General features: G+C 58.3%; 23 protein-coding genes and 1 riboswitch. Of the genes, 15 read left to right on the top strand and 8 right to left on the bottom strand.

Translation table 11 applies throughout. The annotated features are described in order from the left end of the window. Positions 1 to 24: 24 nt before the first annotated feature. From nuoH to ET418_RS09040, 7 genes are all read left to right on the top strand, one after another. The gene (gene nuoH / locus ET418_RS09070) at positions 25 to 1,092 is read left to right on the top strand and encodes an NADH-quinone oxidoreductase subunit NuoH (protein WP_149307294.1); all 1,068 of its coding nucleotides are present in this window, start codon (positions 25 to 27) and stop codon (positions 1,090 to 1,092) included. 43 nt (positions 1,093 to 1,135) lie between these two features. After that, positions 1,136 to 1,540 carry an NADH-quinone oxidoreductase subunit NuoI gene (nuoI, locus tag ET418_RS09065; RefSeq protein WP_149307293.1) on the top strand — a complete coding sequence of 135 codons (405 nt, stop codon included), beginning with the start codon at positions 1,136 to 1,138 and terminating at the stop codon, positions 1,538 to 1,540. 11 nt (positions 1,541 to 1,551) lie between these two features. Beyond that, the gene (locus tag ET418_RS09060) at positions 1,552 to 2,055 is read left to right on the top strand and encodes an NADH-quinone oxidoreductase subunit J family protein (protein ID WP_149307292.1); all 504 of its coding nucleotides are present in this window, start codon (positions 1,552 to 1,554) and stop codon (positions 2,053 to 2,055) included. A gap of 15 nt (positions 2,056 to 2,070) precedes the next feature. Continuing rightward, positions 2,071 to 2,373 carry an NADH-quinone oxidoreductase subunit NuoK gene (gene nuoK, locus ET418_RS09055; RefSeq protein ID WP_149307291.1) on the top strand — a complete coding sequence of 101 codons (303 nt, stop codon included), beginning with the start codon at positions 2,071 to 2,073 and terminating at the stop codon, positions 2,371 to 2,373. 61 nt (positions 2,374 to 2,434) lie between these two features. After that, positions 2,435 to 4,441 (top strand): NADH-quinone oxidoreductase subunit L, encoded by a 2,007-nt coding sequence (nuoL, locus tag ET418_RS09050; RefSeq protein ID WP_149307290.1) that lies wholly within the window; start codon positions 2,435 to 2,437, stop codon positions 4,439 to 4,441. A gap of 37 nt (positions 4,442 to 4,478) precedes the next feature. Beyond that, on the top strand, positions 4,479 to 6,098 hold the full coding sequence (locus ET418_RS09045; RefSeq protein ID WP_149307289.1) for an NADH-quinone oxidoreductase subunit M: 1,620 nt from the start codon (positions 4,479 to 4,481) through the stop codon (positions 6,096 to 6,098). A 33-nt stretch (positions 6,099 to 6,131) separates the two neighbouring features. Continuing rightward, positions 6,132 to 7,589: an NADH-quinone oxidoreductase subunit N gene (locus ET418_RS09040; protein WP_149307288.1), complete on the top strand. Its 1,458-nt coding sequence runs from the start codon at positions 6,132 to 6,134 to the stop codon at positions 7,587 to 7,589. A 252-nt stretch (positions 7,590 to 7,841) separates the two neighbouring features. Here ET418_RS09040 and ET418_RS09035 read toward each other — a convergent pair whose 3' ends face one another. The 5 genes from ET418_RS09035 to pal all read right to left on the bottom strand — a co-directional run bounded on the left by ET418_RS09035 (position 7,842) and on the right by pal (position 11,497). Next, on the bottom strand, positions 7,842 to 8,144 hold the full coding sequence (locus ET418_RS09035) for a DUF2288 domain-containing protein (RefSeq protein WP_149307287.1): 303 nt from the start codon (positions 8,142 to 8,144) through the stop codon (positions 7,842 to 7,844). Positions 8,145 to 8,217: 73 nt separating this feature from the next. Beyond that, positions 8,218 to 9,228 (bottom strand): glycosyltransferase family 2 protein, encoded by a 1,011-nt coding sequence (locus ET418_RS09030; protein WP_149307286.1) that lies wholly within the window; start codon positions 9,226 to 9,228, stop codon positions 8,218 to 8,220. Between the two features lie 4 nt (positions 9,229 to 9,232). Then, the gene (locus tag ET418_RS09025; RefSeq protein WP_149307285.1) at positions 9,233 to 9,988 is read right to left on the bottom strand and encodes a TSUP family transporter; all 756 of its coding nucleotides are present in this window, start codon (positions 9,986 to 9,988) and stop codon (positions 9,233 to 9,235) included. A gap of 264 nt (positions 9,989 to 10,252) precedes the next feature. After that, positions 10,253 to 10,864 (bottom strand): hypothetical protein, encoded by a 612-nt coding sequence (locus ET418_RS09020; RefSeq protein ID WP_149307284.1) that lies wholly within the window; start codon positions 10,862 to 10,864, stop codon positions 10,253 to 10,255. A gap of 45 nt (positions 10,865 to 10,909) precedes the next feature. Then, positions 10,910 to 11,497 (bottom strand): peptidoglycan-associated lipoprotein Pal, encoded by a 588-nt coding sequence (pal, locus tag ET418_RS09015; protein WP_149307283.1) that lies wholly within the window; start codon positions 11,495 to 11,497, stop codon positions 10,910 to 10,912. 336 nt (positions 11,498 to 11,833) lie between these two features. On the opposite strand from pal, the gene ET418_RS09010 reads away from it, so the two are divergent. Together ET418_RS09010 and ET418_RS09005 are read left to right on the top strand one after the other, a co-directional pair. Continuing rightward, on the top strand, positions 11,834 to 12,760 hold the full coding sequence (locus ET418_RS09010; protein ID WP_149307282.1) for a LysR substrate-binding domain-containing protein: 927 nt from the start codon (positions 11,834 to 11,836) through the stop codon (positions 12,758 to 12,760). Between the two features lie 72 nt (positions 12,761 to 12,832). Then, positions 12,833 to 13,336 carry a type II secretion system protein gene (locus tag ET418_RS09005; RefSeq protein ID WP_246153012.1) on the top strand — a complete coding sequence of 168 codons (504 nt, stop codon included), beginning with the start codon at positions 12,833 to 12,835 and terminating at the stop codon, positions 13,334 to 13,336. Positions 13,337 to 13,446: 110 nt separating this feature from the next. Here ET418_RS09005 and ET418_RS09000 read toward each other — a convergent pair whose 3' ends face one another. The 3 genes from ET418_RS09000 to ET418_RS08990 all read right to left on the bottom strand — a co-directional run bounded on the left by ET418_RS09000 (position 13,447) and on the right by ET418_RS08990 (position 16,869). After that, positions 13,447 to 13,896, bottom strand: a complete 450-nt coding sequence (locus ET418_RS09000; RefSeq protein ID WP_149307281.1) for a hypothetical protein — start codon at positions 13,894 to 13,896, stop codon at positions 13,447 to 13,449. Positions 13,897 to 14,012: 116 nt separating this feature from the next. Further along, complete coding sequence (locus ET418_RS08995) at positions 14,013 to 14,987, bottom strand: DUF4382 domain-containing protein (protein ID WP_149307280.1); 975 nt, start codon at positions 14,985 to 14,987, stop codon at positions 14,013 to 14,015. A gap of 77 nt (positions 14,988 to 15,064) precedes the next feature. Further along, a riboswitch (cyclic di-GMP riboswitch) is annotated at positions 15,065 to 15,140 on the bottom strand. A 103-nt stretch (positions 15,141 to 15,243) separates the two neighbouring features. Beyond that, positions 15,244 to 16,869, bottom strand: a complete 1,626-nt coding sequence (locus tag ET418_RS08990; RefSeq protein ID WP_149307279.1) for a sigma-54-dependent Fis family transcriptional regulator — start codon at positions 16,867 to 16,869, stop codon at positions 15,244 to 15,246. A 239-nt stretch (positions 16,870 to 17,108) separates the two neighbouring features. Here ET418_RS08990 and ET418_RS08985 point away from each other — a divergent pair, with 239 nt between their 5' ends. The 6 genes from ET418_RS08985 to ET418_RS08960 all read left to right on the top strand — a co-directional run bounded on the left by ET418_RS08985 (position 17,109) and on the right by ET418_RS08960 (position 23,083). Beyond that, the gene (locus ET418_RS08985; protein WP_246153011.1) at positions 17,109 to 17,456 is read left to right on the top strand and encodes a cytochrome c3 family protein; all 348 of its coding nucleotides are present in this window, start codon (positions 17,109 to 17,111) and stop codon (positions 17,454 to 17,456) included. Between the two features lie 126 nt (positions 17,457 to 17,582). Next, positions 17,583 to 19,121, top strand: a complete 1,539-nt coding sequence (locus ET418_RS08980; protein WP_149307278.1) for an FAD-dependent oxidoreductase — start codon at positions 17,583 to 17,585, stop codon at positions 19,119 to 19,121. A gap of 140 nt (positions 19,122 to 19,261) precedes the next feature. Beyond that, positions 19,262 to 20,443: a hypothetical protein gene (locus ET418_RS08975; protein ID WP_149307277.1), complete on the top strand. Its 1,182-nt coding sequence runs from the start codon at positions 19,262 to 19,264 to the stop codon at positions 20,441 to 20,443. Positions 20,444 to 20,684: 241 nt separating this feature from the next. Beyond that, positions 20,685 to 22,370, top strand: a complete 1,686-nt coding sequence (locus ET418_RS08970; RefSeq protein ID WP_149307276.1) for an FG-GAP repeat domain-containing protein — start codon at positions 20,685 to 20,687, stop codon at positions 22,368 to 22,370. Continuing rightward, complete coding sequence (locus ET418_RS18650; protein ID WP_246153010.1) at positions 22,357 to 22,671, top strand: hypothetical protein; 315 nt, start codon at positions 22,357 to 22,359, stop codon at positions 22,669 to 22,671. Before ET418_RS08970 ends, ET418_RS18650 begins: the two co-directional genes overlap by 14 nt. A gap of 28 nt (positions 22,672 to 22,699) precedes the next feature. Then, a complete protein-coding gene (locus tag ET418_RS08960) occupies positions 22,700 to 23,083 on the top strand; it encodes a hemerythrin domain-containing protein (RefSeq protein WP_149307275.1) in 384 nt (127 codons plus the stop codon). Positions 23,084 to 23,366: the final 283 nt, after the last annotated feature.

Here is a 23,366-nt window from a genome sequence, read left to right as displayed (position 1 = left end):
ATACTCGCAAGAAAAGAGGGACAGATGGGAATCGAGATTTTAGGACTGCCGATGATGTACTACATCGCCATGGTCGCCAAGGTCCTTGTGGCATTTGTCTTCGTGCTCCTGACCGTGGCCTACGCCACCTACGCCGAGCGCAAGATCATCGGCCACATGCAGGTACGCCTTGGACCGATGCGCACCGGCTGGCACGGCCTGCTGCAACCGATCGCCGACGGGGTCAAGCTCTTCTTCAAGGAAGAGATCATCCCCTCCCAGGCGAGTACGTTCGCTTACCTTCTTGCGCCGCTGGTCGCCCTCATCCCGGCCTTTATCACCTTTGCGGTCATCCCCTTCGGCGGCGTCATCGAGGTGGGTGGCTACAAGATTCCGCTGCAGATCGCCAGCTACTTCGATACGGCCGCCGGCCGGGTCTTCGACATCAACGTCGGCGTCCTGTACATCCTGGCCATGTCCTCTCTGGGGGTGTACGGCATCGTCCTGGCCGGTTGGGCATCCAACAGCAAGTACTCCCTCCTGGGCGGCCTGCGCGCCTCGGCCCAGATGATCTCCTACGAGCTTTCGGCCGGTCTGGCCATCGTGTCGGTGTTCATGCTCTCCGGCACCCTGTCTCTCAACGAGATCGTCTCCCAGCAGTCCGCCTACAACGGGTTCAATTGGTTCGCCTTCAAACAGCCGTTGGCGGCGATCATGTTCTTCATCTGCTCCCTGGCCGAGATCAATCGTACCCCCTTCGACCTCCCCGAGGCCGAGACCGAGTTGGTATCCGGCTTCTGCACCGAGTACTCCAGCATGAAATACGCCATGTTCTTCATGGCTGAATACGCCAACATGGTGACGGTCTGCGCCCTGACCACCACACTCTTCCTGGGCGGCTGGAATGGCCCGATGGCCGTTGCCATACCCCTGCTCGGGCCGGTCTATTTCGTGGCCAAGGTCTATTTCCTGATGTTCGTCTGCATGTGGATTCGCGCCACGCTGCCCCGCTACCGCTACGACCAGCTCATGCACCTGGGGTGGAAGGTCCTGTTGCCGCTCTCCCTGTTGAACATCGTGGCCACCGGCATCATCGGCTACTTCATTAACTAAGAAGCATACGACACCACGTAATTCCAAGAACAAGGATGGAATCATGAATCCGATTACGCCGATCATAAATGGTCTGAGGATCACCCTGGAACACCTCTTCAAGAAGCCGGTCACCCTGCAGTACCCGACCGAGCGCCCCAAGGTCGCCCAGCGTTTCCGAGGGCTGCACGCCCTTAATGTCTCCCATGACAAGGCAAAGTGCGTGGCCTGCTACCTCTGCCCCACGGTCTGCCCGGCCAAGTGCATCACGGTAGAGGCGGGCGAGGACGCCAACCACGACAAGTATGCTGCCAGGTATGAGATCGACCTGTTGCGCTGCATCTTCTGCGGTTACTGCGTGGAGGCCTGTCCGGTGGACGCCGTCAGGATGACCGGCGAGTTCGAACTGGCCAACTACCATCGCTCGGACTTTGTCTATGACAAGGAACGCCTCTTAGAAAAGAAATAAAGGAGCAGTGCATGGAAACCCTTTTCTTCCTCATCATTACGCTGGTGGCCATCGTGTCGGCGCTTCTGGTGGTCACCTGCAAGAACCCGATCAACAGCGCCCTGGCGCTGGTAATGACCTTCTTCTGCCTGGCAACCTATTACGTCATGCTGGATGCTCCCTTCATGGCCGCCGTGCAGGTCATGGTGTATGCCGGTGCCATCATGGTCCTGATCGTGTTCACCATCATGCTGCTCAACATCAGGGTTGATGCAACCAAGAGGCACTCCCACAAGATCGTGCTGGGGTCCATCATCGGCTTCTTTACCCTGATCAACACCGCCTTCATCATCATGAGGAGCCGCGTCGCCATGCCCAACGGGCCGCTGACCGGCGAGATGATCCGGCAGCAGGGACACACCGAGCTGATCGGCCGTGAGATGTTCACCACCTTCCTGCTCCCCTTCGAGATCACCTCGATCCTGCTCCTGGTGGCCATCATCGGTGCGGTCATCCTGGCAAAGAAAAAACTCTAACAGAGGGCATATACAATGGAAAACCTGAACAGCTATCTCATCGTGAGCGCCATCCTCTTCTCCATCGGGACCATCGGCGTGCTGACGCGCAAGAATGCCATCGTCATCTTCATGTGCGTCGAACTGATGCTCAATGCGGTCAACCTGACCTTCGTGGCGCTCTCCCGTCACCTGGGCAACCTGGACGGCCAGATCTTCGTGTTCTTCGTCATGACCGTCGCCGCCGCCGAGGCTGCCGTCGGCCTGGCCCTGATGATCGCCTTCTACAACAACAAGGAATCCATCGACGTGGAAGACATCAATATCATGAAGTGGTAGCAGGTCGTCGCATCAACCGGAAAGTAGACAACGTTTAACGATTGCATAAAAGGAGTCTTACATGTTTGACAACGTATGGCTGATCCCGCTCTTCCCCTTCATCGGCTTCCTGATCAACGGCCTATTGGGGAAAAAGATCAAGAACGAGACCGTCATCGGCGGTATCGGCGCACTTGCCGTACTCTGTTCGTTCTTAGTTTCCTGCAAGACCATACTTGCTCTCCTTTCCTTGCCGGGTGAGGAACGGGTGGCCAATGTCAAGGTGTTCACCTGGATCACCTCGGGCAGCTTCAACGCCGACATCGCCTTCCTGATCGATCCGCTCTCCTGCGTGATGATCATGATCGTCACCGGCGTCGGCTTCCTGATCCATGTCTACTCCATCGGTTACATGCACGGTGAGGAAGGGTTCTACCGCTTCTTCGCCTACCTGAACCTGTTCATGTTCTCCATGCTCCTCCTGGTGCTGGGCAACAACCTGCTCCTGATGTTCGTCGGCTGGGAGGGTGTGGGCCTCTGCTCCTACCTGCTGATCGGCTACTATTTCCACAAGAAGTCGGCCGGCGACGCCGGCAAGAAGGCCTTCGTCATGAACCGCGTCGGCGACTTCGGGTTTCTGCTGGGCACCTTCACCCTCTACTGGTACATGGGACAGGCCCACAACGTCTGGACCATCAAGTTCACCGACCTGGCCGCCAACTCCCATCTCCTGCCCACCGGCGGCATCGTCACCGCGATCACCCTCTGTTTCTTCCTGGGGGCGACCGGCAAGTCGGCCCAGATCCCGCTCTACACCTGGCTGCCGGACGCCATGGAAGGCCCGACCCCGGTTTCAGCCCTGATCCATGCCGCCACCATGGTCACTGCCGGTGTCTACATGATCGGCCGCATGAACTACCTGTTCATCCGCTCGCCTGAAACCCTGATGGTCGTCGCCGTGGTCGGTGGATGTACGGCCCTGTTCGCCGCCACCATCGGCACGGCCCAGAACGATATCAAGCGCGTGCTGGCCTACTCCACCGTCTCCCAGCTCGGGTACATGTTCCTGGCCATGGGGACCGGAGCCTTTGCCGCCGGTATCTTCCACCTCATGACCCACGCCTTCTTCAAGGCCTGCCTGTTCCTCGGTTCCGGCGCGGTGATCCACTCCATGCACCATGCCCTGCACCACGTCCACTCCCATGACGACGCCCAGGACATGCGCAATATGGGCGGGTTGCGATCCAAGATGCCCCTGACCTTCCTGACGTTCCTGCTGGCGACCATCGCCATTGCCGGGATACCGGGCTTCTCCGGCTTCTTCTCCAAGGACGAGATCCTCTGGCAGGCCTTCTCCAACCCGCACCACGGCCAATTGAACTACCTGCTGTGGGGGATGGGCGCTCTGGCCGCCGGACTGACCGCCTTCTACATGTTCCGTCTGGTGTTCATGACCTTCTTCGGCGAATGCCGCATCACCCCCAAGGCCAAGGACCACCTGCACGAGTCCCCCATGGTGATCGTCATCCCCCTGATCGTGCTGGCCGCCCTGTCGGTGGTGGGCGGTTACATCGGCCTGCCCAAGGTGATCGGCGAACTGTTCGGCGGTATCCCCAACTATTTCGAGCACTACCTGGAGCCGGTCTTCAAGTATTCGGAAGAATATATGGCGCAGCATGCGGCCCATGCCGCCGAGCATAGCGCCACCCTGGAGTGGGGCCTGATGGGGCTGTCGGTCCTGGTCGCCCTCGTGGGCATCACTATCGCGTTCACCATGTACGTCAAGAACACGGAACTGCCCAAGCGGTTCGTGGCCACGTTCCCGGCACTGCACCGCGCCGTCTACAACAAGTGGTACATCGACGAACTGTACGACTACCTGTTCGTCAACCCCTGCAAGGCGCTGGGCCGCTTCCTCTGGAAAGGGTTCGACGTGGTGGTGGTTGATGGGGCTGTCAACGGCGTCGCCAACGTGGTGATGGCCTTCAGCGGTGTGTTCCGGTACATGCAGTCCGGCTATATCTACAACTACGCCTGGTCCATGGCCTTCGGTGTGGTGGTGATTCTCGGCTACTACGTCTTCAAGTAATCGTCACTTTGCAATTTGCATAAAGGAGCATGAATTCATGAGTAACCACCTACTGAGCTTGACGACATTCCTGCCGATACTGGGTGTCTTGCTGCTGCTGTTCATCCCCAAGGACAGCAAGGGGGTGCTGCGGGGCGTCGCCCTGGCGGTGACCGTGGTGACCTTCCTGGTGTCGTTGCCGATCCTGACCGGCTTCCAGACCAATGCCGAGTTCCAGTTTTTGGAGAACGTACCCTGGATTGCCGCCGGCCCATTCGTCATGCGCTACAATGTGGGTATCGACGGTATCAGCCTGTGGCTCGTCATCCTGACCACCTTCATCATGCCGCTGGCCGTGCTCTCCACCTGGACCGCCGTGGAGGAGAAGGTCAAAGAGTACATGATCTGTCTGCTGCTCCTGGAAACCGGCATGCTGGGTGCCTTCATCTCCCTGGACCTGTTCCTGTTCTACATCTTCTGGGAGGTCATGCTGATCCCGATGTACTTCATCATCGGCATCTGGGGCGGCAAGAACAAGATCTACGCGGCCGTCAAGTTCTTCATCTATACCATGGTCGGTTCGCTGCTCATGCTGGTGGCCCTGATCTTCCTCTACTTCAAGGGATTGGATGCCGGCTTCAGCAACTTCGGCCTGCTGCAGTTCTTCGATCTGCGGCTTGACCCGGCGACCCAGACCTGGCTGTTTTTGGCCTTTGCCCTGGCCTTTGCCATCAAGGTCCCCATGTTCCCGCTGCACACCTGGTTGCCGGATGCCCATACCGAGGCCCCCACGGCCGGTTCCGTGATCCTGGCCGCCATCCTGCTGAAGATGGGTACCTACGGCTACGTCCGCTTCGCCCTGCCGCTGTTCCCCGATGCCGCCCACCGGTTCACGCCGTTGATCGCCACCCTGGCGGTGATCGGCATCATCTACGCCGCACTGGTGGCCATGGTGCAGGAGGACGTGAAAAAACTGGTGGCCTACTCCTCGGTGGCTCACTTGGGCTTCGTCATGCTGGGGGTCTTCGCCTTCAACACCCAGGGCATCACCGGCGGCATGCTGCAGATGCTCAACCACGGCGTTTCCACCGGCGCGCTGTTCCTTATCGTCGGCTTCATTTACGAACGCCGGCATACCCGTCTGATCACCGATTTCGGCGGCCTCTCCAAGCAGATGCCGATCTTTGCCACCATCTTCATGATCGTAACCCTCTCCTCCATCGGCCTGCCCGGCACCAACGGGTTCGTGGGAGAATTCCTGATACTCCTGGGTTCCTTTGAGAGCAGTCTGCGCTGGTGGGCGGTGGTCGCTTCCAGCGGCGTGATCCTCTCGGCCGTCTACATGCTCTGGATGTTCCAGCGGGTCATGTTCGGCGAGTTGGATAACCCCAAAAACCAGAAGCTTGCCGACCTGAATGCCCGTGAGATCGCCATCATGCTGCCGCTGCTCGCCCTGATCTTCATCATGGGCGTCTACCCCAACCCGTTCATCGAGAAGATGGACCCGGCCGTCCAGAAGCTGGTTGCCCAAACCAAGCCTCTCGGGATGTCGGCCCGGCAGATGCCGGCCATGCAGATGCAGGGACTGCCCGCCGGGCATCCGGCGATACCCGGTATGGCTGTACCGGCAGTTGAACAGGCTGCACCGGCTGTTGCCGATCCGAATGAAGTCAAGTAACAAAACGAGTCAACCGACCGGAGGATTTCTTAGATGGACATGATTACTATTCCAGCCGTCAACATGACCCCAATCCTGCCGGAGATATTCCTCTCCGTGCTCGCCATGGCCCTGCTTTTGATCAACGTCTTCATTCCCAGCGGCCAGAAGTCCTACCTGGGGTACATCAGTTTCGTCGGCGTCGTGGCGGCAGGGGTTCTGGTGGGCGCCGGTTGGGGCGTGCCGATTGAGAGCTTCAGCGGTTCGGTTGTTCAGGATAACTTCGCCACCTTCTTCAAGATGATCTTCCTGGTCTCGGCCGGTCTGGCGATCCTGATCTCCGACCAGTACATGGAGCGGGAAGGGTGCAACCATGGCGAGCTCTACCCCCTGATCCTCTTCACCGTGGTGGGGATGATGCTCATGGCGGCGGGAACCGACCTGATGACCATCTTCCTGGGGCTGGAGGTCATGTCGGTGGCCCTGTATGTCCTGGCCGGTTTCAACCGCGCCAGCCTGAAATCCAACGAGGCCGGGCTCAAATACTTCCTGCTGGGGTGCTTTTCCACCGGGTTCCTGCTCTACGGCATGGCCCTGACCTACGGCGCCACCGGCACCACCCGCATTGCCAAGATCGCCGCAATCGTGGGGCAGATGACGGTGCCTTCCGCCAATATCATGCTGGTGGCCGGCATGCTGCTGATGCTCACCGGTTTTGCCTTCAAGGTGGCGGCTGCGCCGTTCCACATGTGGACCCCCGATGTCTACGAGGGGGCTCCGACCCCCATGACCGCCTTCATGTCGGCCGGCCCCAAGGCCGCCGGCTTCGCAGCCCTCCTGCGGATCTTCCTGGTGGCCCTGCCCACCCTGCAGGTCGAATGGAGCCAGCTCCTGTGGGTGTTGGCCGTATTGACCATGACGGTCGGCAACATCACCGCCTTGCGCCAGGACAACATCAAACGCATGCTGGCCTATTCGTCCATCGCCCACGCCGGCTATGCCCTGGTCGGTTTCGCCGCCGGTAACGGTACCGGCGCCGCTGGTATCCTGTTCTACATGCTCTCCTACGCCTTCATGAACATCGGCGCCTTTGCCGTGATTATCCTGATCGGCAAAAAGGGTGAATCCAACGGTACGGTCATGGATTTTGCCGGCCTCGGCTTCAAACAACCCGCCCTGGCGGTGGCCATGTCGGTGTTCCTGTTCTCCCTGGCCGGCATCCCCCCCACGGCCGGTTTCATCGGGAAGTTCTATCTGTTCTCCAGCGCCGTCCAGAAGGGGTACATCTGGCTGGCCGTGATCGGCGTTCTCAACAGCGCCGCCTCGGTGTATTACTATCTGCGCGTGATGGTCTACATGTATATGAAGGAGCCGACCGAGGATTTCGAGTGGACCCGGGTCACCCCCCCCATCGCCCTCTCCCTGCTCATCTCCGTGGCCGGTACGCTGATCCCCGGCATCGTGCCGTCGGTCATCCTCCAGTTCGCCGAGCAGGCGGTAAAACTGATCTGATTGCTGGTTGCAGTCACGAAAAGGAAAAGGGCGGCCCCGCAATGTGGGGCCGCCCTTTTCCTTTCGTTGCAAAAATCTGAATCCGTGTCGCCTTCACGGCTACCCTCGCTTGCCATGCCTCCGTTCCGGTTGCCGGTCGTATCTGCATCGTGACGGAGGGGATACGGCCCATCCGGCATGATGCCGCATGGGCGGCGTTGGCCTCAGGCATGCCGCTCGCGGCGTCACGGATTCAGAAAAGCAAACGGGGCATCAGTGGAAGGTAGGGGTCTTCTCCTGAATAAGGACGTAAGGGTTGACGATCAGCATGGAAAACTTCTTGTGGCGATTGCTGTCCCAGGCCTGAATCTGGGACTCGGACGGCTTGCCGATCATGCCGGTGCTGATCCAGTCGGCAATGATCTCCGTATCGTCGCCGGCCACCCGCAAGGCGGCATCGGCCAGATCGATGTTGTCGTTGACGAGGATGATGCCGCCGCGCTCCAGGTGGGCGCGCAGCCAGTCCCATTCCGCCTCGTCGATGGAAAGCGCCAGCTCCTCTTTGCTCAGTACCATTAGATGCCCTTTCCCCCGCACCACTTCGTGCACGGTAAGAGATGTGTCGTACTTCAGTGATGATTTACTTGTATCAGGCTACGCAGATAAAGTCGAGTCCTTCCCGCAGTCCCAGGGGGCTGGCCAGGCGCCTGAACTCCTCGCGAGCGCCGCGAACGCCGATGGCGACCAGCATCTTCTCTCCGGACAGGCACAACTGGTGCGGATGGATGACCGGCGCACCGTGTAACTGGCGTCCTATCTTGCGGGGGTCCACATCGAGCCAGCGGGATACCCCGATACCCTCCGCCGCCAGCAGGCGCTGCCAGGCACGCCCTTCCAGGCCTGCTCCCGCCATGACGACGCTTTTTCGGCCGGCCAGAAAGCCGGGTACAAGGTGATGGAGTTTGCAGGCGCGGAAGGCGGTGGCGGCATACTCGGCCTTGATGCGGGTCGCCCGCTCGGGGTGGTCGCGCCAGAAGAAGAGCGGCTGTTCCAGGCGCGCAAAACGGACGCCGGCAGCGGCCATGCGCAGCCAGAGATCGTAGTCCTCGGGCCAGCCGCAGTCGCGATACCCGCCCACACCGACCAACAGGTCGTGGCGCATCATTACGCTGGGGTGCACAAAGGGGGACTCCACGAACAGGTCGCGCATGATGATCTCGTGGTCGTGGAGCCCGTTCTGCCACGCCTCATAGGCCAGCATGCCCTGCTTGAGGGCAGGGCGGGGGAAGTGGCGGAAGGCGCAGGCCACAAGTCCGGTCCCCGGCTCGGCATCCAGCAGGTTTGCCTGCAACTCCAGACGGCGGGGGTGGGTAATGTCGTCCCCGTCCATGCGGGCGATGAGGGGGGCGCGGCAGGCGGCCAACCCCTCGTTGAGCGCCGCGACCAGGCCGCCACCCTCGCATCGTTTTGCACGTACGCGCGGGTCACGGAGGGCGGCGGCAGCGAGGAGGGCGGGGGTAGCGTCGGTCGAGCCGTCGTCGATGACGACCAGTTCCCAATCGGGGAGGGTCTGCCGGAACAGCGAGTCGAGGGCGGCCGGCAGGTATTGGGCCTCGTTGCGCACCGGCATGAGGATGGAAACGCGGGGCGGTCGGCTCATGGGGTCAACGAACGTTCTGCCAGATGAGCTTGGCCGTGATGACCAGGACCATGGTGACGAAGACCGGGCGGATGAAGCGCGTCCCCTTGCGCACTACCATGCGGGCGCCGATACGGGCTCCGACGAACTGGCCGATCCCCATGATCAACCCCTCCCGCCAGAGCACGGAACCGCCGCAGATGAACAGGACCAGCGAAGCCACATTGCTGGTGAAATTCATCACCTTGGTATAGCCGGTCGCCCTGGTCATGGTGAACCCCAGGCCGAGCATGAGCGCCATCACCCAGAACGATCCGGTGCCCGGTCCCAGAAAACCGTCGTAAAAGCCCAGGATCAGGCCGGCCGCAAAAAAGAAGGGGCCCGGTTTCACGCGGGGGCGGATCTCTTCATACCCCAGGCGGGGGGTCAGCAGGGTGTAGAGCACAATGGCGACCAGCAGCCAGGGGATAACGTGGCGCAGGAGCGCGGGATCGAGCATCTGCACCGTAATGGTGCCGAGGGCGGCTCCAATGGCGGTATAGGCGATCCCGGTCCAGCAATCGTTCAAGCGCACGGTTCCCGAACGGACAAAGGTCAGCATGGCGCTGCCCGAGCCAAAGCTCGCCTGGAGCTTATTGGTGCCGAGTGCAACCTGGGGCGGCAGACCGACGCCCAGCAGCACCGGAATCGTGATCAGTCCGCCGCCACCGGCAATGGAGTCAACCAGTCCGGCGACAAGGCCGGTGAGGAAGAGGAGGGGCAAGAGGAGTAACGCAGGCATAGGGTATCGTCTCTGATTCTCGAAGTGATGGCGGCCGGCGGGAGCCGGCTTTGCAGCTTTCGGCAGGGGGGGCAGGCTGCGCCGGGGTGCGAAGCCGCACGGAACCATTCTCGCGATTCCGCGCCGATTGTCAAGCTATTCTGCCCGACTGAGGGCGGTTGGCGTGCTGTACCGGTTTGGTTTGTTGGTGGAGGAAAAAAGATCGGCGCACCGTGGGGCGCGCCGATAAGGAATGACAAAAAATAAAAGTATTGGAGGGCAGCGCTAGTTGAACTGCCGGATGATGTCGGGGACCGCTTGCTGCATTATCTCGCCGAGCGCTCCCTGAAACAGTTGTTGCGGTAGCACGTCCCGGTCCTTGATGGCCATATCGGACAGCTTGGAGTGATACTCGGAACGCTTGATGACCTGCCCGTTATTCCACAGTTCCACCTTCACTACCAGGTTACACGACGATTCGAGCTTGGCCAGGGAGACAACCTCATTCAGGGCCACGGTAACGGCGGTCAGGACGATAACCCTGCCCTGACCGTCTTTCCGCGATTCCGTCTGGTCCACCCGGTAACCTGCTGCGGAAAGTTCCCGTTTCATGGCGTCGGCGATCACGCTTTGGGGCGAATAATCGCTGATCACATCGCCCCGTACGGCGCCGTCGCTATCCTTTATCTGGCCCAATACCCAGCGTATTGCGGGATTGGAAGCCTGTTGCTCCTGGTGCGCGGCCTCCGCAACCAGGGTCACCTGCCCGCTGCCGCCGCGATACACCGCCAACGGGTTATACAGTACATCGACCTTGTGGGCGGTCGGCATGCAGCCGGTCAGCAGGAGTGCCGCCGCCAAGCCGAGCACTACAAATTTGGACAGTACCTTGTTCATTGGGTCCCTCATTGCGCCCGGAGTGTGCCCACCGGGCGCCGGTTATCAGGGGGTTGCTATGACAAAATCGTCACGACGGTTTTTTGCCCAGGCCGCCTCGTCATGTCCAGCCACTGCCGGACGTTCCTTGCCGTAGCTCACGACCGAAAGCCTGTCCGCAGATACGCCCATGGTCACCAGGTATTTCAGGGCGGAATTGGCGCGCCGCTCACCCAGGGCCAGATTGTATTCCGCAGAGCCGCGGTCATCGCAATTTCCTTCGATCTTGATCTTTGCATTGGGTTGCGCTTTCAGCATGGCCGCGGCATTCTTGCTCAGGACATCGCGAGCCGCCTGGCTGAGGTCAGACTGGTCGAAATTGAAGTAAATCGTCTCAAAGCTGGACTGTTGTGTCGTTGCTTTCGCGGACTGGCCTGCGTTCTGCTTGGCCTGTTCAGCCGTTTTTTGCGCTGCCTGGTTCTGGGCTGCGCCGGATGCGTTCGCCTTTGCCGCTGCCGGGGCTGCCGGTTTGGCTGCCTCGGTCTTCTGAACGATAGGCTCATCGCTCTTTACGACCTCTTTGTTTGCGCAACCAGCGATCATGAACACAGACACACAACAGGCCATCATTGTAGTTCCTACAACGGGTTTCATTGTCTTCTCCTTTGGGAATGATGAATGTTTCTAGTACACATTATTTTAACTGATTATATTTGTATACTAACTAATAAGTCAATCAGATATTTAAAGAAATGTGCACCGCTTGACGGGTGCGGAGCGTCGAAGGAACCTGTGCCGGTGATGCCGTCCTGGTGGTTGTCGGCAAAATAACCGTTTCGGAAAGCGATGCAATCGATCCTGCCCGGAAGAATCGCGGCGCACCGTGCCCCTTTCTTTCCGCCGGCTTCATCTGTTGCCATTCGATTTTGCGAATGATATAAATAGAAATGAATGAAAATTGTAAAATAATAAATAGTTCTTATTGATTCCATGGCCATATCGTTTCGACAGCTGGAAATATTCGAGAAGGTCGCCCAGACCGGGCATGTCACCCGGGCAGGGGAAGAGCTTCTGCTGACCCAATCGGCCATCAGTATGGCCGTGTCGCAGCTCGAGCAGTTCACCGGTGCTCCCCTGTTCGAACGCTCCGGCCGGAGGTTGATCCTGAATGACCGCGGGCGTTTGCTGCTTGCGGAGGCCGGGGGGATTCTCCAGGCGGTCCGGCGGATGGAACAACTGCTCCAGAAAAATGGCGGGGAACTTACCGGCGAGTTGCTGGTTGGGGGGAGCACAACCATCGGCAACTACCTGCTCCCGGCGCTCCTGGGCACTTTTGCCCGGAGGTACCCCAAAACCAGGGTTCAGCTGCGGGTGGGGAACACCCAACAGGTGGTGACCTGGATGGAGGAGGGACGGTTGGATATCGCCTTTATCGAAGGTCCGTGCCACAGCCGCGGGATGATCACCACCCATTGGCGCGACGATGAGCTGGTGGTGGTGGCCGGGCCGGAACATGCCTGGGGCGGCGAGAGCCGGGCTACGGCGGAGATGCTGGCTTCGGCTCCCTGGATCATGCGGGAACGGGGCTCGGGAACCCGTGAAGTTTTTGAAACAGCAATGGATAGCCTTGGGATTCACTATTCCATAGCGCTGGAACTTGGCCATACCGAGGCGATCAAGAACGGTGTCGCCTCCGGACTTGGGGTAAGCTGCCTTTCGCGCCTGGCCGTCCATCGCGAACTCGAGCATGGCTGGCTCGTTCCGATTGCGAGCCCGTTGGCGCTCACGCGTTCCCTGGCGCTCATCAGGCGCCGTGAAAGTTTCCGCACGCCGCTGCTATCCGCATTTCTCGATGTCGCGGAGGGGACGTGGGATGGTGCCGATTTTGCAAAGATCGCTACCGGTCCTCCCGGATAGCGGAACGACACGGTGTGTGGGGGCGTGGTTAACGTTTTGCAAACAAACGGCTCTTTGTGGTATTGTTCTTCCATGAAAAAGATGCTCAACCAAAACGGTTTTACCTTCCTGGCCGCGCTGATGATCGTGGTCATCATGGGGATTATGCTCGGTCTTACCGGGCAGCCGTGGAAAACGATCATGAAGCGCGAGCGGGAACAGGAACTGCTCTTCCGCGGCCTCCAGATCAGGAGCGCCATTGCGGCCTGGAATGCAAAGTCTGCAAAAGTTACTCCGCTCAATGACTTGAAATTCCTGTTGCTGGATCCCACTTCCCTGGAGAAGAAGAAATATCTGCGGCAGCTCTACAAAGACCCCATGACCGGCAAGGAGTGGACGCTCATTAGAGACACGACCGGCGTGAAGGGGATTATCGGAGTGGCCAGCACCAGTAACGATGTCCCGCTCAAGACCTCGTTCTCGGAATATTCCGGCCTCGACACCTTTACCGACAAAAAGAAGTACAGCGAATGGCGTTTCGTGTTCGGGACCGATCCGGGGGCGAACCTGGCAACCGTCACTCCCCAGTCCCCGTGAGGGGGCGCTTGCCGGGGTTACGGCGTTTTCATGGATATGAAGATAATCGGAGGGGGGGCGGCGTATGCTGCCCCCCCTTTTTATGTCTCATGCCGATACCTTGTCAGGCGCTATTTATTATGTCCTTTTCCCCTCCCTTTCCCTTTGCCGGGCCCATCACTCCCTCCTCCTTCAGGATTGCCGGTAAGGGAAAAATCGCCCCGTTTAAGGGCATGGAATTCTCGTGAACCCGGTTTGATTCCCATTTCTTTGGCAATAACTCCCCACCCTTTGCCGCGATTTTTCTGATAGGTGCGGACAACTGCATCAGGAGCCTGCCGGGTCATTTGACCGAGCTGATAGACCATGAAGGCATCGGCCGGCTCCTTGACCGTGCTGATTACGGCACTGACCTGGGCCCCGGGAACGCCAAACTGGGTACTAAGCCTGGCAGTAAAACCATTCATATCGGCCTTTGCTTGGATATTGAGGTTGGAAAGAAAACCTTCGAGGCCCCCTGATGCACTAGCTGGGCTGAATGCGAGAAGAACTGCCACTGCTGCAAGGTAAATCATTTTCATTGTGAATTCCTTCCCCGGTCGATTAGGAGTGAGATGGTCTGGATAAAATAGAGTCTTTGCCCCTTGAAAGGGGGCCCCTTCCGGCAGGCCCCCTTTCAAGGAACGAATTTTCTGCACTACGGCCCTAGCTGGATGAGGCCGTTTGGCGGAACAGCCGTATCAATCCCCCCGGTCACGGTCAGGAGTGGCGAGGAGTAGAGGTTGAACGTGGGGACCGTCGACAGCGTGTCCCTGAACGCTCGCACAAATACCCTGTAGTGCGCCGAGGGCATGACGGCGCTGTTGTTCGGCGGCACAAACGCGCTGAAGGTTGTCTTCCAGACGCTCGGGCTGCTGAAGTTGCTGAAGACGACCCCGGAGGTGACCGCGCTACCGGCGGGGTCGCGGGGCACAACCGTAACAGAGGCGCTCGACCACGTAGTGAACTGCGGCGAGCGGATCGTTCCCGATAGTGAACCGGCATTGGTCAGGGAGTTGAAAACCTGGATGATGCGGACACCGGTCGGTTTGAGGTTGATATTACCTGAATTTCCCGCAAAGACAATAGCGTCATTCGGGTTGAAGTCGAGGACGATGGTATTCAAGGCCCCTGCCGTTACCGTGAAGTTGCCCTTGATCTTAAGCCCGCTCTCCTGGGCGCTCGGTGTGGTCAGGGGAAGCTTCTGGGCGGGGGTGGCCGACAGGGTGACATAGTTGTTGAGCGTCGGGCTGTTGGGCGCCAGTATGAGGCGAACCTGGCTGTAACTGCCGGCGGGGATTGCGGTGGTCCCCAGGATCTGCGGCAGGAAGTGCAGATTGAGGATGTCAACGCCTACGCCTCCCGGGAAGGTGGCGATCACCGGCAGGCCGGGATCGTTATCCGCCAAGCCTTCCTTGCCGGTTGGGACAACCACAACCTTGTCGATCGTCAGGTGGACACTGTCTAAATTCGGGAAGGCGGGGCTGTCCGTGATCCCAACCTTGAGCGTTCCCGTGTTTGCGGATGTGGATGTGGAATCGCCTCCGCTGCATCCCTGCATCTGCCCCAGCCCCAGAAAAGCCGCCACAAGAAGAACCGACGATACAATGCACGTTAGGAAGTTCTTATTCATGAGCTGTAGTCCTCCGTACTGTTTTTGACATCTAAAGACCATACGAAAAAAGCCGGGTTGCCGATATCGTGTGATATTTCGGCAACCCGGCTGTCTCAGTAAGACCCTTGGGCTTTCCGCCCCATCCTCGCGGATGGTTGAGTATTATCGTCTATCTCAAATCTAGGAATAACTCTACACGATGAAATTGAAAAGTCAAAAAAATTATACCCCGTTGTCTTTATAGATCAATGCCCCTGGAATCGCACCAGGCAGTTCACTGCGTTTCGTACTCCTTGAGCTTCCGGTAGAGCGTGGCCAATCCGATATTCAGTTCCTCCGCGGCCCGTGCCTTGTTGTCGCCAACGGCGTGCAGCACCCCCAGGATATAGTCACGCTCTATTTCATCCAGAGGACGAATGCAGCCCGAGACCACCGGTTTCAATGACAGGGCCCGCAACTCGCATGGCAGGTCGGCGATATCGATTTGATTGCCCTGGCACATGGCAACGGCATACTCGACGGCGTTCTGTAGTTCCCGGACATTGCCCGGCCATTCGTAACGAAGCAACTGAGCGGCGGCGTTCGGAGTGAACCCGGTTATGTCGCACCCTTGATTGCGAGTGATCTTACTGAGGTAAAAACGCGCTAAGGGAAGAATGTCTTCATAGCGCTCACGCAGTGGGGGGACCCGCACCTCGATCACTCTCAGGCGATAATAAAGATCTTTGCGAAAATGTCCGGCGTTCAGCTCGTCGGTCAGGTTGCGATTCGTGGCGGCCACGACCCGCACGTCGATGGCGCGGGACCTGTTCTCACCCACACGCCGCACCTCCCGCTCCTGGAGGGCGCGCAGCAGCTTAACCTGCATGCCCGGGGACACCTCGCCAATCTCATCCAGGAACAGCGTTCCGCCGGTAGCCGCCTCGAAGAGTCCCAGACGGTCCTTGTCCGCCCCGGTAAATGCCCCTTTCGCATGTCCAAACAGTTCGCTCTCCAGCAACGTTTCCGTGAGCGCGCCGCAGTTTACGGCCACAAATGGCCGGGATACCCGCGCCGATTGGTCATGTATGAAACGGGCCATGCGCTCCTTGCCGACGCCGCTATCCCCGGTTATGAGCACCGAAGAGTCGACCTTGGCGACACGTCGGGCGATATCCACCACATCCCGCATCGCCTGGCTCCGGGCCATGATGAACGGAGAGGTGTCTTCCACGCCCTCAAGAAACTCAAGCTGTTCTTGCCGCCTCTTCAGTCGTTTTTCCGTACAACGCAGTTTGTCGCTCAACTCCTTCAAGATTGCCGAAGAGGATTCCATTCGATAATAGAGAAGATGGGGTTCGATCTCCGCCCCCCATTTTTCTTTGAAACGCCCTATAACGTGGCATGCGGCATCCCCCTTGCCGCAGCACCGGTCTTCAATGAAATACACCTCCCGGCCTTCTATCTGGGACACAAACCCGCTGGCGTAGCCGACCAGCGTCCAGCAAACCGGTCCCTCCGCCCGCCCGATATGCAGAAGATGTTGCTCGGCTTCGTAGCTGTCATCCCATGTCGAGTCGACCAACGGTTCGTCGCCTTCCCCATTGGTTCGTATGTTGAGCGTGACATTGACCAGGCCTGTCAATGAATGGAACTTCGGTCCCGCTTTTCCCCGTGCATCCTGCCATACCTCCGGAAACGTCGCTTGGATGTTCTCGGCAGCCCGCCAGCCGTAGGCATAGCCGAAGCGGGTGAGAATGCTCCGCGCGGCGAACGTTCCCAGGGTATCGATCAGCTCCTTGCGGAGCAGTCCCATGGCGGCAGCATCGAACAAAAGCGCCCTTTGTCCCATGAGCCGTATCACCCCGCCCTTGGGGTCGAACGAAAGCAGCTCACGCAGGTCCAGACTCTCAATCTTCATGACGCCCCCACACATTTTTTCATAATGATAAACCCTGTATCAAAACGAGAAACCCCTGTCTATGTATACATTTGCAAAGTCAATAATAACACATTGTTACATTTTTTTAACAAATGGCATGGCGGATGCTACGTCTGTGTGACGAACAGAAACCAACTTCCGGAGCAAGCGTACGGCGGATAACCATCCCGCAACCGCCGCAACAGTTGGGAGCCATTAAGACAAAGGAGGTGAAGGGGATGAACAAACTGAAACTGAGAACATGCGCTGCTGCGCTTATCGCGGGCGTTATCCTCATGTCGGCCGGTGCGCAAGCGCACGAACTTTCCGGCAAGCATGCCAAGGAGGGGCTGAAGTGCGTCGATTGCCACAAGGTGGCTAAGCCGGTCTCGGCAGCGACGCCGGATGTCTGCCTGGAGTGTCATGGCGATTATGGCAAGGTTGCAGCCCTGACCAAGTCCTTGCACGCCAATCCGCACGATTCCCACTTGGGGCAACTCGCCTGCACCAAGTGCCACGGCATACACAAACCGAGCGAGATCGTATGCCTGGAGTGTCATAGCGAGTTTGAGTTCAAGATAAAATAATAAACAATTAATAATCATATTCCAAATTATTTAATCGTGTTCGAGATGACAGGTGCCGGATTCGGGGTGAAGACAAGAGATCAGGGTGCCCTTAAGGGGCATACCACACCACACGAGGAGGAAGCAATGAAGGGATTTTTCGGAAAGATTGGCTTGGCGTTGGCGCTGGTGACAGCCATGGCTGTACCGGCTCTGGCGGAAAAAACCATGGACACCGATGTTGCCATCATCGGGGCAGGCACATCGGGCCTGGCCGCCGCCGTCCAGGCGCTGCAGGGCGGGGCCAAGGTCATTGTCCTTGAGAAGCAGCCCAAGGTCGGCGGTACCGGTAGCTTCTGCGAAGGGGTCTTCGCAGCAGAGAGCAAGATTCAGAAACGTATCGGCATTGACGTGTCCAAATCCTTCGCCTTCAAACTCATCATGAATTACAGCCACTGGAAGGCGAACGGCGCGCTGGCCAAGGCCTTTGTGGACAAGTCGGCCGAAACCATCGACTGGCTCGATGACCTGGGTGTCAAGATCGAGTATGTGGGGGTTGGCGGTTTTGGCGGTCCTCTGACCTGGCATGTCATCGCCCCCGGCCCGGACTTGGTCAAAGATCCACGCGATTTCCATTGCCAGAGGATGATCAACGTCTTCAACAAATACGTCCTCGACCATGGTGGCAAGATCCTCCTTGAGACCCCGGGCACGGAGCTTATCACCGAGAATGGCAAGGTAGTCGGCGTCGTAGCCAAGGACAAATCCGGCGAAAAGATCAGAATCAACGCCAAAGCAGTTGTGGTCGCTACCGGCGGTTTCGCCAACAACAAGGAGATGATGAAGAAATATGTGAAGGATTATCCTGACGTCATCCCGGTTGGTCAAATAGGCAAAGACGGCGACGGCATCAGGATGTCCGAAGCGGTTGGCGCCTCCCTCGAGGGCATGTCCACCGTCCAGGCGTACCGCCCCGGACTGGCCGGCTTCCACCCGGCGGACCAGATGATCGCCCTGGCTGTTCAGCCCTATTTCTGGGTGACCCCACGCGGCGAACGCTACACCGACGAATCCAGCATCGAATACTGGCCCTATGCCGGTAATGCGCTGACCAGGGTTGGCGGCACGACATACGCCATCTACGATGATGCCACCCGGAAGTTTGCCGTTGAAAAGGGCATTGAAATGCCCCTGGGCGAATGGGTTCTCCAGGGGACCAAGCTTACCAAGTGGGAAGATGCCTTCAACAAGGAACTGGCCCGCAAGCGGGGCAATGTTTTCAAGGCCAATACCATCGAAGACCTTGCCAAGCAGCTCGGCATGGACGCGACCATCTTGAAGGCCAGCGTCGAGAAAATGAACAAGGCCGCCGCAACCCGTGAGGATACCGAATTCAACAAGCAGGCCAAGTTCCTCCGCCCGGTCGCCACTCCTCCCTTCTATGCAACCAAACTCCTGCCCCGCCACCTTGGTACGCTGGGCGGCGTTAAGGTGACGGCCGAGGCTGAAGCCGTCAACACCAAGGGCGTCCCCATCCCCGGTCTGTACGCCGTCGGCACCGATTCCGGCGGTATGTACGGCGACAGCTATGACCTGCTGCTCGGCGGCGGTACCGCCGGCTATGCCATCAATTCCGGCCGGATCGCTGCTGAAAATGCCCTGAAATACGCAGGTATCACCAAATAACACTTCTGCTTTGGCTCCCCCGCCCCACTGGGGGAAGAGGGGAGCCTGAGCAGACGGACATGGATTATTTGTGGTGCATATTACCCGTGTAGACCCAATTGGCACCAGCCAATCGGTAAAATGAGCATAAGGAGACAAGAATGAAGAGAGGTATGATCGGAGTGGTAGCTTTTGGTGCGGCGGTGGCGCTTGCGGTTCCCGCCATGGCCATCGACTTTAGCGGGTACGGCGCAATCAGGCTGGGGACCTTCTGGCAACAGAACCAGTACTACAATGCTGCGGGTGCCAAAAGAAGCGACAGCGACTTCAGTCTTGACCTGATGGGCGACAGTCTGGTCGGCGTGCGCGCAAAGGAAGGCGACTTCTCCGCAGTCGCGGAACTTGGGGCCTACAACCCCAAGGCGTATTCAAAAGGCCTTGAACTCCGTCTGCTGTTCGGCGAATGGAATTTCGGCAACGGCAAGCTACGCATCGGCAAGACCCCGAGCCCCTATGTCTACCGCACCCAGCAGGTATGGGACAGCGACGGCGGTTTTAACGCTTACGGTTCCCTGTGGGACGGCCGTTATGCAAATATCAAGCTGACCATGAACAACGGCTTCTACTTTACCCTCATGCAGCCAAGGGTCGGCGCCCAAGCCAACAACACCGGCAACGTCACAAGTAGCGACGCCACTGCCGCCGCCTCGCAAACCGGGAACCTCTATCCCACCGCGGCTTACACCAACTATAACACCATAATGCCAAAGATTGTAACCGGCTACGAGGGCAAACTGGACAAGTGGACCTATGGCGGCGGCGTGTCCTACAATATGTACAACGTAGAAACATACGCTACGGCAACGGCAAACCCTGTCAAAACGGACATCCACTCCTACCTGGTCTTTTTCCACGGCAAGATCGATCTGGCGCCAGTGGAGCTATCCTATAACGTTTTTACCGGCCGCAACCTGGGCGATCTGATGAGCACTGCCGCCAGCGCCTATGTCACGAGCGGCGCCAACCCCAACGGTGCCGGCACCGGCGCATATTATGATGTCACCAACAAAGCAAACGCCTTCAGCTACGGTGGCTGGGGCCAGGTCGGCTATACCGTGAACGACAAACTCAAGCTCTATGCCGGCGCATCCTATGTCGCGGACGACAACCGCAAGACCCACGCCGACGAGCGCCTGGGTACCTTCGTCAATGCCCAGTACCAAGTCAGCAAGAACTTCAAGATCGTGCCTGAAATAGACTTCATGAATGACATGACCAGCACGACCGGTGCAAAAGAACCCAGAACATTCGTCGCCGGCGCCAAATGGGAAATGGCCTTTTAAACAGCTCCACACGGCTCACCTCAAGGGCCTCCTTCATGTAATGGGGGGGAGCAATCCCCCCGCTTTTTACGTGCAGCCGGGCTAGCGGTTAGCCCTCTTTGCTGTTTAAGTATCTGGACATCAAAAGCTTTTATGGGCCGATGCCCGCTATGTCTTGGTTCTGTTGTCCACGTCCAGTCCGCCAGGTGGTAGAGAAACCATACAGACACCATCGTCCCTGCTGTCCAAAAGGAGAACAGGTATGTCACCTACACTACGGGCACCTTCCCTTGTACTCGCCTTTTTCCTGCTGATTCCCGCCCTGAACGCTTCGGCGGCCATCAATGAGGCGCTGATCCGTGATTTCGCGCCGGTTTCGGGATACGTCATCCAACCGGCCGGGAGCGAGTTCATCATCGATCTGGATGCGCGGCAGCAGATTGCCGTCGGCGACATCTTCAGCGTCGTGACCCCCGGTGAAAAGATTGTTCACCCGGTGACAAAGGAGGTGCTCGGAACCCAGGATACCGTGAAAGGCATTTTGCAGGTTACCCGCATCAAGGCGGGCTACTCCTATTGCCGCCCCCTCGGGTCCGTATCCGCCATCCGGAATGGAGATGTCATTCGCCGGTTCCAGAATATTGATGTTGATTTTTGGGACTATACCGGCCACGGGGAACAGCTCTTCAAGGAATTACACGCGGCTCTGCCCCAACTCCCATGGCAAGGCTATACGGCATCCCAGAAGAACAGGCCTGCAACCCCGGCTCTTCCTCCGGGAAGGCCTCCCGCCCTCTACTTCGTCCTCACCAACCTGGGTTTGGATGTACGCTCATCCGATTTCGAAACTATTCATAGTTACCCGGTTTTCGACCTGCACCAGGCCCGAACCGCTCCGGCTTCAGCCATCGAGCCGGCATCGGTGAAGCAGGACACCGCCATGATCAGCCGCGGGTCCGCCCCGGGCTCGGAAACCTACTGGACCAGCCCCCCTATGAAGGGTATGCCGGTCGGCGTGGAAACAGGGGATTTCGATGGGGACGGCAAGCAGGAGATTGCGGTGGCCTTCGGCGACAGGATAGAAATCTACCGCCTGGCCGGTCAAAACTATCAACAACTGGCCACGGTTCCACTCGGCACTGCGATCAGGGCCTATCATCTCGATGGTTTCGACCTGAAGGGAAATGGCCGATCGCAACTCTTCGTTTCAGCCGTCACAAACGCCGGGAACCTGTCGGGTCTCATCATAGAATCACAGGACGGCCAGTACCGCATCACCCGGAAAGACATCCCCTGGCACCTGCGCCGCTTGACGATGCCGGGCGAGGGCCTTGTCCTGCTTGCCCAGAAGATGGGGCTCCAGGGCCGTGAATTCGCCGGCCCCATATTCCGGGTCAAACTGGCCGGCGGCGAGCTCGTTGAAGGTCCGGCGGTGGAAGTGCCCTCTAAAACGAATCTGTACGCTTTTGTCCTCCTTCCCACCAAAGAGCGGAACCTGTTTGCCTGTCTAGGAGATGACGGCTATCTGAATATCGTCACGCCGGACGGTCAGATAATGGGAAGCAGCGTCGACAAGATGGGCGGAAGTGAATCATACCTGGAGATGAACGAAGATGTACCGAGTGGGGGAGAAAGCCGGATTTCATACATTCCTGCCCGCATCGAGGTGAATGAAAACGGGGAAATACTGGTTCCGGTCAACAGCGGTTTCAGCTTGCTCTCGCGTGTGCGAGTGTTTTCGAAATCGGAGATGAAGGCCATGACGTGGGACGGCTCGACCCTGCGCGAGGCATGGCACTCGACACAGGAAAAGAGCTACGTGGCCGACTTTCGCTTGGCGGATGCGAATAACCGAGGAGTCAAGGCGCTTGTAACCGCTGTTGCCTTTCCCGATTATAGCCCTTTTTCGACTCGCAGGGCGGTACTGCACGTATATGAGCTTCCCTGAATCCGATGTGCGGCGGCTGCGAACTGACCTGCGCCCACGGGAACGGTATCGTCCTCTACCTGCGCCAGGAAGGTCGCGGTACCGGCTGGTGGAATCAGGCGCCCGCCAGATTCGGCTTTTAACCGACACCCCCGAGAAGATGGTTGGCCTGCAGGGCCGCGGCCTGGAAATTGTGGAACGGGTCCCCCTGGAAATCCCGTCCGCCGGGATCCGCATCCGCTACATGAGGACCAAACGGGAAAACTGGGCCACCTGCTGGCAAACCTGTAAGACGAGGACGTGGTATGGAAGTTCAAAATAACCATCAATTCAAGAGACAGTTTAAGGCCATGAACAATGATTCATGCATGCTGAGTAGGGGCATGACCGTCAGCGACAGCCGCTACCGGAACATAGTCGGTCAACTGGATGCCATGTTCGAACAACTTTTGCATAAGCCGGATAAAGATCTTGGAGCAGACATTGACCGGCTGCTGGACACCATGATGGAGCATATCGATAACGAGAATGGTTACATGAGGATGGTGGGCTTTCCCCAAGCCGCGCAGCACGGTCTCCACCACCAGTTCATCTGCACCAAAACGGCCGAATTGCATTACCGCATCAGCAAGGGGCAGGAGATAACGCCCGAAGAGTTGAGTGATGTTCGCCTGCTCTGGATGGAGCACATCCATGTCCATGACCGGGCTTTCGAAGTGTTCCTGGCTTGCTAGCTGGGTAAGAGGGGCCCACAGCGATGAGAACTGAAATAGATTGCTCAGCCAGTGATGAAAACAGCCAGTTGATCCGGCCAGATATATGTCGTTTCATGATGAAGCCTTTTGCCGAATGCTACTGTTCGGATTTATCAAGTAGAAGTATTCCCAAGATAGTAGCTTTGTGCGGCGATGATTTCGAGTCGTGCCCCATATATCGCCAAAGGAACGAATAAAAAAGCGCATTGCAAGAAAAGGAACGAAGACCATGAAGACCCGTAACCTGTTCCGGGGCCTGTTC

It is taken from the genome of Oryzomonas rubra (assembly GCF_008369015.1).
In the GTDB taxonomy this organism is placed as follows: domain Bacteria; phylum Desulfobacterota; class Desulfuromonadia; order Geobacterales; family Pseudopelobacteraceae; genus Oryzomonas; species Oryzomonas japonica.
Note: the sequence above shows the minus strand (reverse complement) of the source record. Positions and strands in the feature narration are given on the sequence as shown.